The organism is Flavobacterium aquidurense, from assembly GCF_002217195.1.
Lineage (GTDB): Bacteria > Bacteroidota > Bacteroidia > Flavobacteriales > Flavobacteriaceae > Flavobacterium > Flavobacterium frigidimaris.
In genome coordinates this window covers 11,923-29,571 of the sequence record NZ_MUGR01000034.1, presented here as the reverse complement: position 1 = coordinate 29,571, position 17,649 = coordinate 11,923, and the positions used below count along the sequence as shown (strand labels likewise).

12 protein-coding genes are annotated in these 17,649 nt (G+C 34.9%); 8 read left to right on the top strand and 4 right to left on the bottom strand.

What is annotated here, in order from left to right; translation table 11 throughout:
- Window positions 1-27: 27 nt before the first annotated feature.
- The 3 genes from B0A67_RS16725 (at window position 28) to pbpC (ending at window position 8,997) form a co-directional block, all read left to right on the top strand.
- Window positions 28-5,706: an alpha-2-macroglobulin family protein gene (locus tag B0A67_RS16725; protein WP_072954625.1), complete on the top strand. Its 5,679-nt coding sequence runs from the start codon at window positions 28-30 to the stop codon at window positions 5,704-5,706.
- Between the two features lie 372 nt (window positions 5,707-6,078).
- Entirely contained in the window at window positions 6,079-6,462 is a 384-nt protein-coding gene (locus B0A67_RS25230; RefSeq protein WP_242670979.1) for a hypothetical protein, read from the top strand.
- A 138-nt stretch (window positions 6,463-6,600) separates the two neighbouring features.
- Window positions 6,601-8,997, top strand: coding sequence for a penicillin-binding protein 1C (pbpC, locus tag B0A67_RS16715; protein ID WP_394364358.1), 2,397 nt, complete (start codon window positions 6,601-6,603; stop codon window positions 8,995-8,997).
- 7 nt (window positions 8,998-9,004) lie between these two features.
- Here the strand turns inward: pbpC and B0A67_RS16710 are convergent, their stop codons facing one another.
- The 3 genes from B0A67_RS16710 to B0A67_RS16700 all read right to left on the bottom strand — a co-directional run bounded on the left by B0A67_RS16710 (window position 9,005) and on the right by B0A67_RS16700 (window position 12,261).
- Window positions 9,005-9,874 carry a hypothetical protein gene (locus B0A67_RS16710; RefSeq protein ID WP_072954621.1) on the bottom strand — a complete coding sequence of 290 codons (870 nt, stop codon included), beginning with the start codon at window positions 9,872-9,874 and terminating at the stop codon, window positions 9,005-9,007.
- 154 nt (window positions 9,875-10,028) lie between these two features.
- Complete coding sequence (locus B0A67_RS16705; RefSeq protein WP_072954618.1) at window positions 10,029-11,573, bottom strand: Rne/Rng family ribonuclease; 1,545 nt, start codon at window positions 11,571-11,573, stop codon at window positions 10,029-10,031.
- A gap of 397 nt (window positions 11,574-11,970) precedes the next feature.
- Window positions 11,971-12,261: an HU family DNA-binding protein gene (locus tag B0A67_RS16700; RefSeq protein ID WP_007805026.1), complete on the bottom strand. Its 291-nt coding sequence runs from the start codon at window positions 12,259-12,261 to the stop codon at window positions 11,971-11,973.
- Between the two features lie 140 nt (window positions 12,262-12,401).
- Between B0A67_RS16700 and mutY the strand changes: the two genes are divergently transcribed.
- The 4 genes from mutY to gldD are packed head-to-tail and all read left to right on the top strand — an operon-like array spanning window position 12,402 to window position 15,807.
- On the top strand, window positions 12,402-13,448 hold the full coding sequence (gene mutY, locus B0A67_RS16695; RefSeq protein ID WP_072954614.1) for an A/G-specific adenine glycosylase: 1,047 nt from the start codon (window positions 12,402-12,404) through the stop codon (window positions 13,446-13,448).
- A 37-nt stretch (window positions 13,449-13,485) separates the two neighbouring features.
- Window positions 13,486-13,926 carry a single-stranded DNA-binding protein gene (locus B0A67_RS16690; RefSeq protein WP_072954611.1) on the top strand — a complete coding sequence of 147 codons (441 nt, stop codon included), beginning with the start codon at window positions 13,486-13,488 and terminating at the stop codon, window positions 13,924-13,926.
- 23 nt (window positions 13,927-13,949) lie between these two features.
- Entirely contained in the window at window positions 13,950-15,245 is a 1,296-nt protein-coding gene (locus B0A67_RS16685; RefSeq protein ID WP_072954608.1) for a gliding motility-associated protein GldE, read from the top strand.
- A 1-nt stretch (window position 15,246) separates the two neighbouring features.
- On the top strand, window positions 15,247-15,807 hold the full coding sequence (gldD, locus tag B0A67_RS16680; protein ID WP_072954605.1) for a gliding motility lipoprotein GldD: 561 nt from the start codon (window positions 15,247-15,249) through the stop codon (window positions 15,805-15,807).
- Between the two features lie 128 nt (window positions 15,808-15,935).
- Here the strand turns inward: gldD and B0A67_RS16675 are convergent, their stop codons facing one another.
- Window positions 15,936-16,313: a heavy-metal-associated domain-containing protein gene (locus B0A67_RS16675; protein ID WP_072954601.1), complete on the bottom strand. Its 378-nt coding sequence runs from the start codon at window positions 16,311-16,313 to the stop codon at window positions 15,936-15,938.
- 103 nt (window positions 16,314-16,416) lie between these two features.
- Here B0A67_RS16675 and B0A67_RS16670 point away from each other — a divergent pair, with 103 nt between their 5' ends.
- Window positions 16,417-17,283, top strand: a complete 867-nt coding sequence (locus B0A67_RS16670; RefSeq protein WP_072954598.1) for a DMT family transporter — start codon at window positions 16,417-16,419, stop codon at window positions 17,281-17,283.
- Window positions 17,284-17,649: the final 366 nt, after the last annotated feature.

Here is a 17,649-nt window from a genome sequence, read left to right as displayed (position 1 = left end):
TTTGTAACCTTATAATTCTAAATAAAATTGAAAGCAAAAGGATTAATTCTCGTGTTTTGTGTGTTTTTTATTTTTCAATCTTGCGGCAGGAAATCAGCTGCTGATTTTAATTCCGATTTTTCACTGTTCAAAGACTACATCGTGAGCTTTACGGGGGGAATTGTCTCTTCGGAATCTGATATTCGCGTAGTTTTGGCCTTTGATAAAAAAGACTGGAAAGTCAATCAGGTTTTAGACAGCGATTTGCTGGATATTTCGCCAAGTGTCGACGGAAAAGTGATAGCGCTTTCGAGTAATACACTTGCTTTTATCCCTGAGAAAAAATTAAAACCGGGAACAGAATATCAGGTTACCTTAAACTTAGATAAACTAATCACACTCCCAAAAGAGAAAGAGGCGGCACTTTCGAAATTCAATTTCACGGTTAAAACAATCAAACAGGATTTTACTATAAATACCGAAGACATTCAGTCGTATAGTAAAGAATATCAATATTTAAACTGCGTTTTAAAGACAGCAGACAATATTGATGTTGAGACCGCTATAAAACTAGTTACGGCCAATCAAAAAGGAAATAATCTTAAGATTAAATTTGAGAAAAAATCAGGTTCTGCTAAAGAATTTCACTTTATCATTGATAGTATCCAGCGTTACGATGAGGCTACGAATCTTGAGATTGTATATGATGGAAGTGATGCTGATATTGACCAGAAAGGACAAATAGATTATGCGATTACAAGTAAAAATGAATTTAAAATTGTACAAGTTGATGTCCCGGAAGGCAACAATCAGTCTGTATTAATCAATTTTTCAGAACCATTAGAAAAAGGACAGGATTTTAAGGGATTAGTTTCGATTCAGAATACCAATAATCTGAAATTTTCGACTCAGGGAAATGTGCTGAAAGTCTATTTTACTAATCAAGCCGCAGCTAAAAAAGAAGTTTCTGCTCCGGTTGTGGTGCAAGAAACGGCATCTGTTACTGTCGATTCAGCCGCAGTTGTAGTCGATTCAGCTGCTGTTGCCGTAGATACTGTTTCTGAAGTAGTCGAGGTAGTTCCTGACGAAACGCCAGAGCCGGTTATAACAGGAGAGTTGCTTCTTGAAGTTTTTGAGGGAATCGAAAGCCAGTACGGTAAAAAAATGGACTCGAATTACACCGAGAAAATTACTTTTGGCCAAATAAAACCAAGTGTTCGTTTTATTAAAAACGGAACCATTCTGCCAAGTTCAAATAATTTAAAATTGAACTTTGAAGCTGTAAATTTAAGTGCCGTAGACGTAAAAGTATATAAGATTTACAAAAATAATATTCTTCAGTTTCTTCAGTATAATGAATTAAACGGAAGTCAGAATCTTAAAAAAGTAGCGCAGCCAATTGCTAAAACAACGCTTAAATTAAATGAAAGCGGCTTAATAACCCCAAGTAAATGGAATACGTTTGCCCTGGATTTATCTAAGATAATCACGCCGGAACCGGGAGCAATTTATAGGGTAGAATTTGCTTACAAAAAGAAATATTCTGTATATAAATGCGATACTGCTGACGCAGATCAAAATAATGAAGACGAAGAAGAAGTAGATGAAAATGATGTCAACTACAGCGGAAACTCCTATGATGATTACGATTATGACTATGAAGGTTATGATTGGAGAGAAAGTGAAAACCCGTGTACAAACTCTTATTATTATAATGCCAAAATCGGAACCAATATTTTAGCAACTGATTTAGGTGTTATAGCCAAGAGAGGAGAGAATAAATCGTACTTGTTTGCTGTCAATAATATTGTGACTACTGAACCTGTCTCAAATGCAAGAGTAGATTTGTACACTTATCAGCAGCAAAAAATAGCTACCGCGGCAACAAGCAGCGAAGGAATTGCTTCATTTCAGTTGGATAAATTCGCTTATTTTGCTATCGTTACTTTAGGAGATCAATCTACTTATGTCAAACTGGATGACGGACTTTCTTTGTCTGTAAGTAATTTTGATGTTGCCGGCGAGACTTTACAAAAAGGATTAAAAGGATTTATTTATGGAGAGCGCGGGGTTTGGCGTCCGGGAGATAATGTGTATTTGTCGTTTATTTTGAATGATGTTGCGAATAAACTTCCAAAATCACATCCAATTAAATTTAGACTGAACGATCCAAGCGGTAAAACAACTTATCAGACGATTCAGAAAACAAATGAATTAAACCATTATTCATTTGTAGTTCCGACCAGTACAGAAGCGCCAACAGGAAATTGGGAAGCGATGATCAGCGTTGGTGGTGCTAAATTTTATAAAAGCATTAAAATTGAGACAATTAAACCGAACCGATTAAAAATAAAGAATAATTTTTCAAGAAAAACACTTTCATCTTCTTATCCAAACACAAGTAATCTTGAAGTTACGTGGCTTCATGGTGCAATTGCGAAAAACCTGAATGTAGAAATGCAGGCTAAATTTTCGCAGCAGACAACTACGTTTAAAGGATATGAGAAATTCAGTTTTGATGATTTGGTGCGTAAATTTAGTACCGAAGAAATTAATGTTTTCTCAGGAAAATTAAATGAAAACGGAAAAGCAACAGTAAATATTGAACCTAAGTTGCAAGGTCAGGCGCCGGGAATGCTACGCGCTTCATTTATTACAAAAGTATACGAAGAAGGAGGGGACTTTAGTACAGATGTTATTTCGACGACTTATTCTCCTTACAAAACCTATGTGGGTATTAAATCTCCGGAACCTAATAAGTACGGAATGCTGGAAACCAGAGCCAACAATCGTTTTGAGGTAGTTACTGTTGATGAAAACGGAAGACCAAAAGCCGTTAGAAATCTTGAAGTAAGAATTTATAAAGTAGACTGGAGATGGTGGTGGGATTCTTCAAGTGATAATTTATCTAATTATAACTCATCTAATTCCACAACAGCTTATAAAACGACTATAATTGATACCGATTCCAGTGGAAAAGGAAGTTTTGGATTTGAGCTGACCGATGAAGAATGGGGGCGTTATTTGATTCGTGTTTCAGATGAGACAAATGGTCACGCAACAGCTTTGACTGCAAATATTGACTGGCCAATCTGGTCAGGAAAAACACGTAATAGAGATGCTTCAACGGCAAATATGCTGGTGTTCTCAACAGATAAAAAGAATTATGCAGTAGGCGAAAAAGCTCAGATATCTTTTCCTTCAAGCGAAGGCGGACGTGCTTTGATTTCGATTGAAAACGGATCACGAGTAGTGCAGACCCTTTGGGCAAAAACGAAACAAGGAGAGACAAAAGTAGAGATTCCGATAACTTCAGCAATGGCACCTAATGTGTATTTTAATATTACACTTTTACAGCCACATGCTTCGACTAAAAACGATTCGCCTATTCGTATGTATGGTATTGTTCCGATCGAAGTTGTTGACAAAAATACCATTTTGGCTCCAACACTTTCAATGCCGGATGTATTAAAACCAGAGCAGAAATTTACAGTAAAAGTAGGAGAGAAAACAGGCAAAGAGATGACTTATACTATTGCCGTAGTAGATGAAGGTTTGCTGGATTTAACCCGTTTTAAAACACCAAATGCATGGGATAGTTTTTATGTTCGTGAAGCTTTGGGCGTAAAAACCTGGGATATTTATGATGATGTAATTGGAGCTTACGGCGGAAAAATAAATCAGATTTTCAGTATTGGTGGAGATCAGGATCTTGGCGGAGGAAAAGCTAAAAAAGCCAACCGATTTAAACCTGTTGTATTATATTATGGGCCATTTAAATTAGAAAAAGGACAAACCAAGTCGCATGAATTAAAACTGCCAAAATACATTGGTTCCGTTCGAACTATGGTGGTTGCCGGTGATGCCAATACAAGTGCTTACGGAAGTGTCGAGAAAGCGACTCCGGTTCGCAGTCCGTTGATGGTATTGGCTTCATTGCCAAGAAAGATTTCGCCATCAGAAAAAGTAACGATTCCTGTTACCGTTTTTGCAACGGAAAATAAAATTAAAAACGTTTCGATTCAGATCAAAACAAGTGCCGGATTAAAAGTAATGGGAAGTGCAACGCAAAGATTGACTTTTGCACAGCCCGATGAAAAAATGGCATATTTTAATTTAGTAGTAGGAGCTGCAACCGGAATTGCAAAAGTTCAGGTTATTGCCACTTCAGGAAGCGAAAAATCAGTGTATGATGTCGAGATTGATATGACGAATCCAAATCCGGTTACAAGCACTTTTACAGATGTTATTTTGCCCCCAAACAGTACAAAAACAATAGCATGGCAGACCTTTGGAGTGTCAGGCAGTAATAAAGCAAGATTAGAAGTTTCATCAATGCCAACCATTAATCTGAATGGAAGATTGCAATTTCTGATTCAATATCCGCATGGATGTGTAGAGCAAACCACCTCGTCTGTTTTTCCACAATTGTTTTTGAATGATGTGGTCGATCTGGATGCAACAAGAAAAGCACTAATTCAAAAGAATATTACAGCGGGAATTACCAGATTAGGAAGTTTTCAGTTATCAAACGGGGGATTGCCTTACTGGCAGGGAAATACAATCGCAGACGATTGGGGAACCTCATATGCCGGACATTTCCTGATAGAAGCAGAGAAAAAAGGTTATGTGTTGCCAATAAACTTCAAATCAAAATGGACTTCTTACCAACAAAAAGAAGCGAAACAATGGCGTTTTGAACCAAAATATGGCAATGACCTGGCACAGGCTTACCGATTATATACATTGGCTTTGGCCGGTAATGCTGATTTATCATCAATGAACAGGCTGCGTGAAACAAAAGGAATTTCGAACGAAAGTAAGCTTCGTCTGGCTGCAGCTTATGTATTAGCGGGGCAAAAATCGGCAGGGCAAAATCTATTCTTGCGCACCAGTATCGATGGTGAATCGAGTAATTATAATTATTACTATTATGGTTCAAGCGAGAGAAACAGAGCAATGGCTTTAGAAACGATGTTACTTTTAGACCAGAAACAAAAAGCATTCTCGATGGCTTCAAAATTAGCCAAAGAAATGTCTAATAATCAATGGATGAGTACACAAACAACGGCTTACTGTTTATACGCAATGTCGAAATTTGCTGCGAGTAACGGTCCTAAAGGAATTAATATTCAGTTTAGCAAAAACGGTAAAGGCGAAACAATAAGTACGCAAAAAACAATTGCTGACAGAAGCTTGGCAGTTCAGACAGGTTCTAATAGTATTACACTGAAAAATAATAAAAACAATACCATCTATGTTCGTGTATTAAACACGGGAATATTGCCAATTGGACAAGAGAATGCGATTCAGAGCGATGTTTCTGCTGCTATTGTTTTCAAAAACAGAAAAGGCGGTGTGATCAACGTTTCTAAAATTAATCAGGGAACTGAATTTATTGCAGAAGTAACGGTTAGAAACCAAAGGAATGAAGGCATTCAAAATGTGGCATTAACACAAATTCTGCCATCAGGATTTGAAATTGTAAATACTCGTTTTACTGATTATGGGGATGCCACAAACAATGTCGCTGATTATATCGATATTAGGGACGATAGAACTAATTTCTATTTTGGAATGAAATCAGGAGAAACAAAAGTTTTTAGGATTCTGTTGAATGCATCTTATTTAGGAAATTATTATTTGCCTGGATTACAATGCGAGGCCATGTACGATAATACATTCCTTGCCAGAACAAAAGGATTCTGGGTTGAGGTGGTGAAGTAAGATTTCTTATAATTAAGTATCCTAACAGGTTTTCAAAACCTGTTAGGTATCTGTATTAAATATTTAGAATAAAAAGTAAACTAAAGTTAAGAGTAAAGTAGATACCTAGCTGGTTTACAAGCTTGTTAAGATATAATAAAAAGATTAGAAATAATAAATTAGAAGGTGAAGAGGGATGTTTTTGAAACAGGACAATATTATCATGTTTATAACAGAGGGAATAATAAAGAGAATATTTTTATTGAATAGAAAAACTATAATTATTTTCTTGAAAAAGTAAAGAAGTATATTTTACCAATAGCAGATATTTATGCTTATTGCTTGCTTAAAAATCATTTTCATATAGTTTTAAGAATAAAAGACAAAAATAATTTGCCTGATAAATTAAAAGAAAAAATCCATTTAACATTTTCGAATTTATTTAATGCCTATTCTAAAAGTATCAATAAAGCTTATAGTAGAACCGGAAGTTTGTTTCAGGAACATTTACAAAGAAACAGAATAGAAAATGAAAATTATCTAAAGCAGTTAATTCTTTACGTCCACTTGAATCCTGTTAAACATAAATTTAGTGAACATTTGGAAACTTATTTGCATTCATCATATCGTTCTTATTTATCTGTAAGAACAACAAGTATTGATAGAGATTTTATCATTGATTTGTTTGGGGGATTAGATAATTTTAAGTTTTGTCATGATGAAAGAAAAATTATTTATGAAGGATTAATTAATGATGTAAGCTTAAGTGATGAATAGAGTATTTAAGTATTGAATTCGCTCTCCTAACAGGTTTTCAAAACCTATTAGGTATGACGTTAAGATTAGAAAAAGAAGTAATATATTAAAATAAGATATTTAAAATATACCTAACAGGTTTTGGAAACCTGTTAGGATATGAAAAGCAATAAAATTAAATTGAAAAATAAATTAATAGCGTTTCTACAACGCATTACAAATTGGATTAAAAAGAATAAAATAAAATCAGCAATTGCATTTGTGCTTTTGCTGATTTACTATTTTTCGATACCCCGAACTTTATTTAAAGAGCCTTATTCAACCGTAATAGAAAGTAAAGAAGGAGAATTGCTCGGAGCTAAAATAGCAAGAGACGGACAATGGCGTTTTCCTGAACAGGATAGCGTTCCGGATAAATTCAAGAAATGTATTGTTTATTTTGAAGACGAATACTTTTACAAACATCCCGGGTTTAATCCTGTAGCGATGATAAATGCTATAAAACAAAACAGGAAAGCGGGAAAAGTAGTAAGAGGAGGAAGTACATTAACGCAACAAGTTATCCGATTATCAAGAAAAGGAAAAGGAAGAACTTATTTTGAAAAATTCATAGAAATTATTCTGGCAACACGATTAGAATTAGGGTATTCTAAGAATGAAATTCTCGAATTATACGCTGCTCATGCTCCTTTTGGAGGGAATGTTGTAGGACTTGAAATGGCTGCATGGCGCTATTTTGGAGTGCAAGCGAATCAATTGTCCTGGGCGGAAAATGCGACTTTAGCAGTTTTGCCAAATGCTCCGAGTTTAATTTATCCGGGTAAAAATCAGATCAAGTTGTTGAAAAAACGAAACCGGCTTTTGCTGAAATTGCATCAGGAAGGAATAATCGATAAGCAAACGTACGAACTTGCTGTTGAAGAGCCATTGCCTCAAAAACCATATGATCTCCCACAGATTGCACCTCATTTGTTACAACGAGTGGCTAAAGAAGGAGAAGGAACGCGAGTAAAAACGACTATTGATTATGCTTTGCAGAATAGAGTCAATCAAATTGCAAAATATTACTACAATCAATACAGGCAAAATGAAGTGAATAATCTGGCGATTTTAGTAATTGATGTTGCAAATCGAAATGTGATGAGTTACGTTGGTAATGCCCCCACGGATAAAGACCATCAAAAAGATGTTGATATTATCGATGCACCAAGAAGTACCGGAAGTATTCTGAAACCACTTTTATATGCTGCAATGTTAGATGATGGCGAGTTATTGCCTAATACTTTGGTAGCTGATATTCCAACGCAAATTGCGGGTTATACACCTCAGAATTTTAATTTAACTTTTGACGGAGCGGTTCCTGCACATCGTGCTTTGTCAAGATCTTTGAATATTCCGGCTGTTTTGATGCTGCAGGATTTTGGTGTGAATAAATTTTATGAAGAATTACAGAAATTCAAATTAAGAGATATCAATAAAACGCCAGATCATTACGGGTTATCCCTTATTTTAGGTGGTGCCGAAAGTAATTTATGGGATTTGTGCCGAACGTATGCGAATCTTTCTTCAACGGTTAATTATTACACTAAAAACCAGGCAAAATATAGAACCAAAGAATTTACGGAACTCAATTACAGGAACGATTTTGAGCCTGATTTTGGATCAGAAACAGATCAGAAGAACATATTGGGCGCCGGATCGATTTGGTTAACGTATAACGCAATGGAAGAAGTCAACAGACCTGAAGGAGACGAAGCCTGGAAGTTTTATGACAGCTCCCTGAAAATTGCCTGGAAAACCGGAACCAGTTTTGGAAACCGTGATGCATGGGCAATTGGAACAAATTCGAAATATGTAGTGGGCATTTGGGTCGGAAATGCAACAGGTGAGGGAAGACCAAGTCTGACAGGTGTAACAAGTGCCGCGCCTGTTTTATTTGATATTTTTAATTTATTGCCGAGACAAAGATGGTTTCAAACCCCTTATAAAGATCTGGATGAAGTTGAGGTTTGCCGTTTAAGCGGTTATCTGGCTAAAGAAGAATGTCCAAAAATCAAGCAATGGGTTTCTAAAAAAGGAAAATCTACGGCTGTTTGTCCTTATCATAAAAAAGTTCATTTAGATAAAACCGAAAAATTTCAGGTCAATAGCAGTTGCGAAAGCATCGATAATATAGTAACTAAAAATTGGTTTGTCTTGCCGCCCGTTATGGCTTGGTACTACAAAAGCCAGCATATTGAGTATTTGCCTTTGCCTCCGTTTAAGGAAGGTTGTGAGGGAACGCAGACTACCACTATGGATTTTATTTACCCAAAAGCGAATAGCAAAATCTATTTAACGAAAAATTTTAATAGCGAAGTTCAGCCTGTGATTCTTAAAGTAGCCTATTCTGAAAGGGATAAAGAACTGTTTTGGTATGTGGATAATGTTTACAAAGCAACGACAAAAACGTTTCATGAATTGCCAATTACCCCAACAGCAGGGATACATTATATCACAGTTGTAGATGCTTCCGGGAATGAAATTAGGAGAAAAATTGAGATTGTACGAGAGTAGGAATAAATTAATATTTGAAATTTAAACGAAGATTTTCGTTATTAGTAAATCTAATAGTGAGTCCAAATGTAAAGCCTTTGATAACAGGAATGCTCTCTTCGTTAAATGGAACAGAATAACCTATTCCCAGATCCATCAGGTTTACTACCGTAAGTCCTGCAATTGCATAGGCGTTTTTATGTGAGGCTCCAATTTTTGTAAAAATCCATTTCTCGGAGAGATTATAAGACAAATGAAAGTCTGGCAGGCCATAAGTTTTGTCATCATAACGCATAATTCCATATCCTAAACCAAGAAGCAGTTTATTATCATTTTGACAATCTAAACAAAACTCTAAACCAGCTGTATATTGACTTTTTACTGCAATTGAATATGAAATGTAAAAAGCAGGACTTAAGTCTACAGATTCTTTGGTGAAAGAGTTTCGGTCAGATGGAAATTTAACTGGTTTTATTAGTTCTTTACGATATTCGCGTGGAGAGATGTTTTTAGATTTAATAAGTTTACCATCTTCGCTGTACCATTTTGCTTCACCTATTGCGGAGTATTCATTCCTATTATATTGCCCTGTCAAATATCCTTGAAACTGTAACTGATTGTTTTTTGCATAATAATCTTTAATAGAAAAAAGAGTAAAAGAAATAGTGGAACTGCTTTTCTTTACAGAATAACCTAAAGCATCTTCTGCTTTAATTTCTTTTTCAGAAATTCTATAATAAACGGCAAATTCTTTGTTTGGCTCTCTATTCCAATACTTGTCAAAAAAAATTGTGTCATTTTGAGCTCTTACTGCTGAAGAGAATAAAAAGAGAGTTGTGAAGAAATAATAAATAATATTCTTTTTGAATGTAGATTTATAATTTAAGGTTCCGGGCATATCTTTATGAATAATAGTAATTTGTAAATGTACGTGTATAAGAGATATTGCATAGGGCGATAAAAATTTTATTATGTCATTTTAAGGCATAATTATTATTTAAAAAAAAGGCATAAAAAAACCGCCAGTCTTTCGAGAGGCGGTTTAATATTTTTTATTCTGAAATAACATTTCCTTTTTTATCATAGAAATGGTATTCTAAGTACGTGTAAGCGTCACGAGGTATGATTTTCACCCATTTCTTATGTTCAAAAAACCATTTTGAACGTAATGATGGAAAACCTTGACTGAGGTATGCAGCCACAAACGGATGTACATTAAGCACAACATTTTTGTGGGTTTTTAAAAGTCTGTCTAAATCAGATTTAATTCTGTCAATGATTAAAATTGGCGCTTCAATTTCGCCATGTTCATTGTTAGGATCTTCTTCTCTAGTTTTAATATTAACTTCTGGTCTTACGCGTTGTCTGGTAATTTGAACTAAACCAAATTTACTAGGCGGTAAGATTTTATGCTTTGCTTTATCGTCGCTCATTTCTTCTCGCAAGAAGTCGAACAGAACCTTCCTGTTTTCAGGATTAGACATATCGATAAAATCTACTACGATTATTCCGCCCATATCACGCAAACGAAGTTGTCTGGCAATTTCAGCGGCAGCAATCATATTTACTTCCATGGCGGTATCTTCCTGATTGGTCGCTTTATTCGAACGATTTCCACTATTTACGTCTATAACGTGAAGAGCTTCAGTGTGTTCGATGATAAGATAAGCGCCTTTGCTCATAGAAACCGTTCTTCCAAATGAAGTTTTGATTTGTCTCTCTATATTGTATTTCTCGAAAATTGGAGTGTCATTTGATTGATAAAACTTAACAATCGATTGTTTTGAAGGTGCAATTTCTTGCAGATATTCCTTCGTTTGATGGTACAACTCTTCGTCATCTATCTGAATACCGCTAAAGGTATCATTGAATACATCTCTTAATATCGAAGAAGCTCTGTTGAGCTCTCCTAATACTTTTGATGGATGATGAGCAGTTGGTAATTTTTTACACATTGCAGTCCATCTGCCAAGCAGGTTCTGCAAATCTTTTTCTAATTCGGCTACGTTTTTGCCTTCGGCTACTGTGCGAACAATAACACCAAATCCTTTTGGTTTGATAGATAGTACAAGTTTTTTTAGACGATCCTTTTCCTTTTTGTCTTCTATTTTTTGAGAAATAGAAACGCGGTCAGAAAACGGAACGAGAACAATAAATCTTCCTGCCAATGAAAGCTCAGCGCTTATTCTTGGACCTTTGGTAGATATAGGTTCTTTTACAACTTGAACTAAAACAGATTGATTGGCACTTAAAATATCAGTAATGATGCCATCTTTGTCAATCTCTTTTTCAAACTGAAAGGTTTTTAGGGAGAAATCTTTTATTTTACCTGCGCTTACAAGTTTTATGAATTTCAGTTGGGAAGCTAAGTTAGGTCCTAAATCGTGATAATGTAAAAAGGCATCTTTTTCGAAGCCCACATTTACAAAAGCAGCATTAAGTCCGGCAACGGGTTTTCGTATTTTGGCAATAAAAATATCACCAACCTGAAAGTTGCTTTTCTCTTCTTCCTTGTGTAATTCAATTAGTTTTCCATCTTTTAATAAGGCAAAATCTACGGCTTCAGAACTAGATCTAATGATTAATTCTTTATTCACACTGTAAATTTTTATCCGAACTTTCTAGCAATAGGCAGTAGGCAATAGGCAATAGGCAACGTAAATTGCTTAAAGCTTATAGCTTAAAGCTTAAGGCCTAATTGTAAGGATGGATTAAACAATATTTTTTAACAGGTATTGAACCCGGGGAAAAGAAGATTAATAGAGAATAGAGTAAAGAACATAGACTTTTCGGTCTATATTCTATTTTCTTTTTTCTTTCATCTTTTTTCAATTTCAATGAACGTTTAAAAAGAAAAAAGTAGTTTAAAACTACTTTTTCTTTTTGTGACGGTTAGCTCTCGCTCTTTTTTTTCTTTTGTGCGTAGCTACCTTATGTCTCTTTCTTTTTTTACCACTTGGCATATCGTGTCGATTTTATGATTAATTAATAGTATTATTTTGCTTCGTTATTTGTTTTTACTCCTTCTACAAAAACTTTTGCAGGTTTAAACGCAGGAATGTTGTGTGCTGGAATTTTGATCGTGGTGTTTTTAGAAATGTTTCTTCCTGTTTTTTCAGCTCTGGTTTTTACGATAAAACTACCAAATCCTCTTAGGTAAACATTGTCTCCAGTTTCTAATGAAGTTTTCACTTCTTCCATAAAAGTTTCTACTGTTGCTTGAACATCTCCTTTTTCAAGACCTAGTTTCTCTGAAATTTTCGCTACGATATCTGCTTTCGTCATTTTCTTTCCTATTTTATTTTATAAATGGTGTACTATTTTTTTGAGTTTGCAAATATAGGAATTAAAAAAATAATTAATCAAGCTAATTCGTTAAATTTTAATTACATAAACATTTACTTTTGTATTCTAAGTATTTTGCAATGAATTTTTCTAACATATTGATAAAATGGTATTTACAAAACAAACGTGATTTGCCATGGCGAAAAACCACCAATCCGTACCATATTTGGCTATCAGAAATTATGTTGCAACAGACAAGAGTTGCGCAGGGAATGCCCTATTTTTTCGCTTTTACGGAGGAATTTCCTACTGTATTTGATTTGGCAAATGCCTCAGAAGAGCAGGTTTTGAAACTTTGGCAGGGATTAGGGTACTATTCCCGAGCCAGAAATCTGCATAAAACGGCTCAATATGTCGCAAATGATCTCAAAGGAGTTTTTCCTCCTGACTATAAAGAATTACTAAAGCTAAAAGGAGTTGGTGAATATACCGCCGCTGCAATTGCTTCTTTTTCTTATAATGAAGCCGTTCCCGTTGTCGACGGAAATGTGTTTCGGGTACTTTCACGCTATTTTGATATTGAATCAGATATTTCGCTGCCAGCGACCAAAAAAGAATTTACAGTACTGGCGCAGGAATTAATGCCAAAGGACAATCCTGCGATTTTTAATCAGGCGATTATGGAGTTTGGTGCTTTGCAATGTGTTCCTAAAAGTCCGGACTGCCCCGTTTGTGTTTTTAATGACAGCTGCCTGGCGCTTCAGAAAAAGAAAGTTTCGGTATTGCCGGTAAAGTCAAAAAAATTGAAAGTAACCAATCGTTTTTTTAATTATTTGATTCTCGAAGATGTTTTAGGTAATACTTTAATTCAAAAAAGAACAGCGAAAGGAATTTGGCATAATCTATATGAATTCCCTCTTTGCGAAACTTCCGGAATTGTTGGTTTTGATGTTGTGTCAAAAGCAGTTAAAGAAGATGTTTTCCCGTCCTATACTATATTAGGTATAGAAGAGTGTAGTGAAGCAACTGTTATTCATAAGCTTTCACACCAACACCTGCATATTCAGTTTTGGAAAGTCAAGGTTGAAGAAATAATAGAAAAAGGATTGAATGCCAGTGATTTAAAAGCTTTTCCTTTTCCGATTGTAATTTATAATTTTATTGAAAAGCAAGAAATAAATTGCTAAAAAAATGTATCTTTGGGATAAATACCACTAATAAATTATGAACGGAACATTAAATAAGGTTATGCTAATTGGTCATTTAGGAGATGACGTAAAAATGCATTATTTTGATGGCGGAAATTGCATCGGGCGTTTTCAGTTGGCTACAAATGAGGTTTATATTAATAAAACGACCAACGAAAAAATAACTTCTACGGAGTGGCATAATTTAGTTGTACGTAATAAAGCAGCTGAAATTTGCGAAAAATATCTTTCTAAAGGAGATAAAATTTACGTCGAGGGACGAATAAAATCGCGACAATGGCAAGCCGAAGACGGGACGACAAAATATACTACAGAAATTCAGGTTACCGAGTTTACTTTCTTGACTACCAAAAAAGAAACTGGAAATCATAAGCCCAATCAGGATTCAGAATCCGTAAAAAATACTAACTTTGATGCGACGAGTGAAGGCTTGCCTATAAACGACCTGCCTTTTTGATTGTTTAACTAATCTTTTTTAATTTGGACCCGGAGCCCAGTTTGTTTTTTAATACCACTTTAGACATCAATTTAATAATTGGTTTTGTCGGAATATTTGTTTTGCTGTTTTTATCGGCAGTTGTATCAGGTGCTGAAATAGCGCTTTTTTCTTTGTCTCAAAAAGATATCGACGATACTTTACAGGAAAATCAGACCAAAGGAAAAATTATTTCTAATCTTTTAGATAAACCCAAAAAGCTTTTAGCCACTTTATTGGTCGCCAATAATTTCTTTAACATCGGAGTTGTTATTTTGTTCTCTTTTGTAGGGCAGAATATTTTCGCGAATGTTAGTTCTCCTGCGTTAAAGTTTATTCTTGAGATCATCGTAGTTACTTTCTTTATTTTATTGTTTGGAGAAGTGCTGCCTAAAGTCTACGCAAGCAGAAATAATACGAAATTCGCAAAACAAATTGCATATCCAATTGCTGTTTTAGACAAATTGCTCTCACCAATAAGTTTACCCATGCGCAGTGTAACGCTGTATTTGCATAATAAATTGGGGAAACAAAAAAATAGTTTTTCGATAAATCAGCTCTCTCAGGCGTTAGAATTAACAGATTCTGAAGGAACATCGAGCGAAGAACAAAAAATACTTGAAGGAATCGTTTCTTTTGGAAACACAGATACCAAACAGGTAATGAGCCCGAGGATTGATATTTTTGCATTAGAAGTGTCGGAATCCTTTAGTGCAATCTGTCCTAAGATAATCGAGAAAGGATTCTCCAGGATTCCCGTTTATCGAGATAATATCGACCAGATCGAAGGTGTCTTGTTTGTTAAAGATTTACTGCCGCATATCGATAAAGAAGAATTCGACTGGACTTCGTTGGTCAGAGAAGCTTTTTTTGTTCCTGAGAATAAGAAACTGGATAATTTGCTAAAGGATTTTCAGAGCCTTAAAAGCCATTTGGCGATTGTGGTCGATGAATATGGCGGAACTTCAGGATTGGTGTCTTTAGAAGATGTTATCGAAGAAATAGTAGGGGATATTAGTGATGAGTTTGATGATGAAAATCTGAATTTCTCCCAAATAGACGAAAAGAATTTTTTGTTTGAAGGAAAAATAAACATGAAAGATTTTTACAGAATCGTTGATGTTAATGAAGATATTTTTGAATCACATAAAGGAGAAGCCGAAACATTGGCGGGATTCATTCTTGAAATTCTGGGCAATTTTCCTAAAAAAGATCAAAAAGTAGCTTTCGAAAACTGTGTTTTTACAATAGAAACAGTAGATAAAAAGCGTGTAAAACAAATAAAAGTAACAATAGATTAGAATGTTTAAAAAAGCAATTTCAATAGCAACAATTTTACTGGCATTGACTGTTATAAGTTGTAAAGATGATGTGGTGCCTAAGCCGGCAGGATATCTGCGTTTAGATTATCCGGAAGCAAAATATGTTGGTTTTGAAAACAATTGTCCGTTTACTTTCGAAATGAACGAGGCTGCTGTAATTAAAGGCGAAAAAAATTGCGGATTTGCAATTACATACCCTAAAATGAAAGCAACAATTTATCTGACTTATAAACCCGTAAATGGTGATATTAATAAATTGCTTAAAGATGCTCAAAAATTAACGTATGAGCATGTTATAAAAGCTGATGATATATTAGAACAGCCTTATTTAAACCCTCAAAAAAAGGTTTATGGTATGTTTTATCAAGTTGACGGAAACGCGGCGACAAACTCACAGTTTTATGTCACAGACAGTACAAAACACTTTATAACAGGATCTGTTTATTTTTATGCCAAACCTAACTTTGATTCGATTATGCCGGCGGCAAGTTATATCAAAAATGATATGCAAAGGCTAATGGAAACTTTGAAGTGGAAATAAAAAATAAGACATAAAAAAAAGGGCGTTTAATTTATAAACGCCCTTTTTTTATGTCTTAAAATTAAACCTCGCTTTAATAAAAATTCCGATTGCTGTTGGGATTTTTACAAAGTATCGGAATGTGTTTTTTAAGATTTAGTATTCGAAACTTTATAAGTTTTTCCGTCTCCCGTTGCCTGAACAACTTTAGTTAGGTTTTCCTGGTTCTGAACCGTTTTATCAAAAACAACAGTAGCTGTTTTTTTGTCAAAATCAACCGTAGCTTTTTCTACACCGTCAAGATTAGCTAATTCTTTTTCGATTGTTTTGGCACATCCCATCGCGCAAGTCATTCCTTCGATTTCGAAGCTTGCAGTTTGTACATTTTCGGCAGCAATTGCTTTGTGTTCTTTTACGGCTGTAGTTTCAGATTTTATATTTGCCAGGTTTTTGTCTTCTTCTTTTTTGCAGCTTACTAATACTAAACCAGCGATTGCGAAAGTGGCAACGATTTTTGTAAATTTCATTAGGTATGATTTTTAATTGATAAAGTTGTGTTCTTTGCAAAATTAATAAAAAGGAGGAGGTCAGTTCATAAAATTATTACAAATTTGCATCAAAATCATGTTTATGGATGCAAAGCAATTAAAATGGGCTTATTTACTTGTCCTTTCTCTTATTTGGGGAAGTTCTTTTATTTTGATAAAAAGAGGTCTGGTTGGTCTGACAGCTGTTCAGGTAGGTTCGTTCCGAATTATTTTTGCTGCTTTGTTTTTGTTGATTTTTGGTTTTAAGAGTCTAAAGAAAATCTCGCGCCGTCAATGGAAATTTGTTGCCGTAACTTCTGTTTTCGGGACTTTTACTCCGGCCTATCTTTTTGCTATTGCAGAAACCGAGGTCGATAGTTCGATTGTAGCGATTTTAAACTCGCTGACGCCTTTGAATACTTTGGTTCTTGGAATAATTATTTTTGGAATCCAGTTTCAAAAACGACAGGTTCTGGGTGTTTTTGTTGGTCTGATAGGTTGTTTGTTGTTGGTTCTAAGTGGTGCGTCAGCCCATCCGGGACAAAACTATTATTATGTGATTTTGGTAGTCATTGCAACACTTTGTTATGCTATAAACGTCAATCTTATCAAGAAATATTTGTCTGATCTGAATTCGGTGAGTATTACAACAGGAAATTTTGCTGTTTTGCTGATACCGGCGTTAATTATTTTAAGTACAACTGATATTTCGCAAAGAATAAATATTGATATCACGCAGCATTCGATTTACTTTGTAATGATTCTGGGAGTTTTAGGGACCGGAATTGCCAATGTTTTGTTTTTTAAATTAATACAAATGTCATCGCCGGTTTTTGCAACATCAGTAACATATCTGATCCCGATAGTGGCATTTTTCTGGGGATTGTTAGATAATGAAATGCTCACGCCAATTCAGTTTTTTGGAGCATTTATTATTTTAATTGGGGTTTATTTGTCGGCCAAGAAATAAAAGATTTGAATTGAATATCTTTGTTGTGGAGACAGGTTCAAAGGTGCAGAGGTTCAAAGTTACAAAGGTTTGAAAATTAGGATTGAAAAATATTTCACAAATTAACCATAATCATTGTATCCGCAATCTTGTCATTCCTCGTTCCTCGAAATGACAAAAATGGATGAGCAGATACGTGATTTATTTTGCGAAAATTCTCACTTATTTGAAGTTTTTTAGGTATCTTCGTGGTCCTAAATGTTCGATATTATGATTTTAGAAAAAAGTTTTGCCCGTGCAAAATGGTGGCGGTATTGGAAACAACTGCAACGCCTTGAACAGCGTAGGACACCTAAAATGTGCGGGCTTCATATTCCTCTAAATGTT

Bases quoted from the DNA above. Each gene is read 5' to 3' on its own strand.
- pbpC (WP_394364358.1), top strand. From the start codon at position 6,601: ATGAAAAGCAATAAAATTAAATTGAAAAATAAATTAATAGCGTTTCTA.
- B0A67_RS16710 (WP_072954621.1), bottom strand. From the start codon at position 9,874: ATGCCCGGAACCTTAAATTATAAATCTACATTCAAAAAGAATATTATT.
- B0A67_RS16700 (WP_007805026.1), bottom strand. From the start codon at position 12,261: ATGACGAAAGCAGATATCGTAGCGAAAATTTCAGAGAAACTAGGTCTT.
- mutY (WP_072954614.1), top strand. From the start codon at position 12,402: ATGAATTTTTCTAACATATTGATAAAATGGTATTTACAAAACAAACGT.
- B0A67_RS16690 (WP_072954611.1), top strand. From the start codon at position 13,486: ATGAACGGAACATTAAATAAGGTTATGCTAATTGGTCATTTAGGAGAT.
- gldD (WP_072954605.1), top strand. From the start codon at position 15,247: ATGTTTAAAAAAGCAATTTCAATAGCAACAATTTTACTGGCATTGACT.
- B0A67_RS16675 (WP_072954601.1), bottom strand. From the start codon at position 16,313: ATGAAATTTACAAAAATCGTTGCCACTTTCGCAATCGCTGGTTTAGTA.
- B0A67_RS16670 (WP_072954598.1), top strand. From the start codon at position 16,417: ATGGATGCAAAGCAATTAAAATGGGCTTATTTACTTGTCCTTTCTCTT.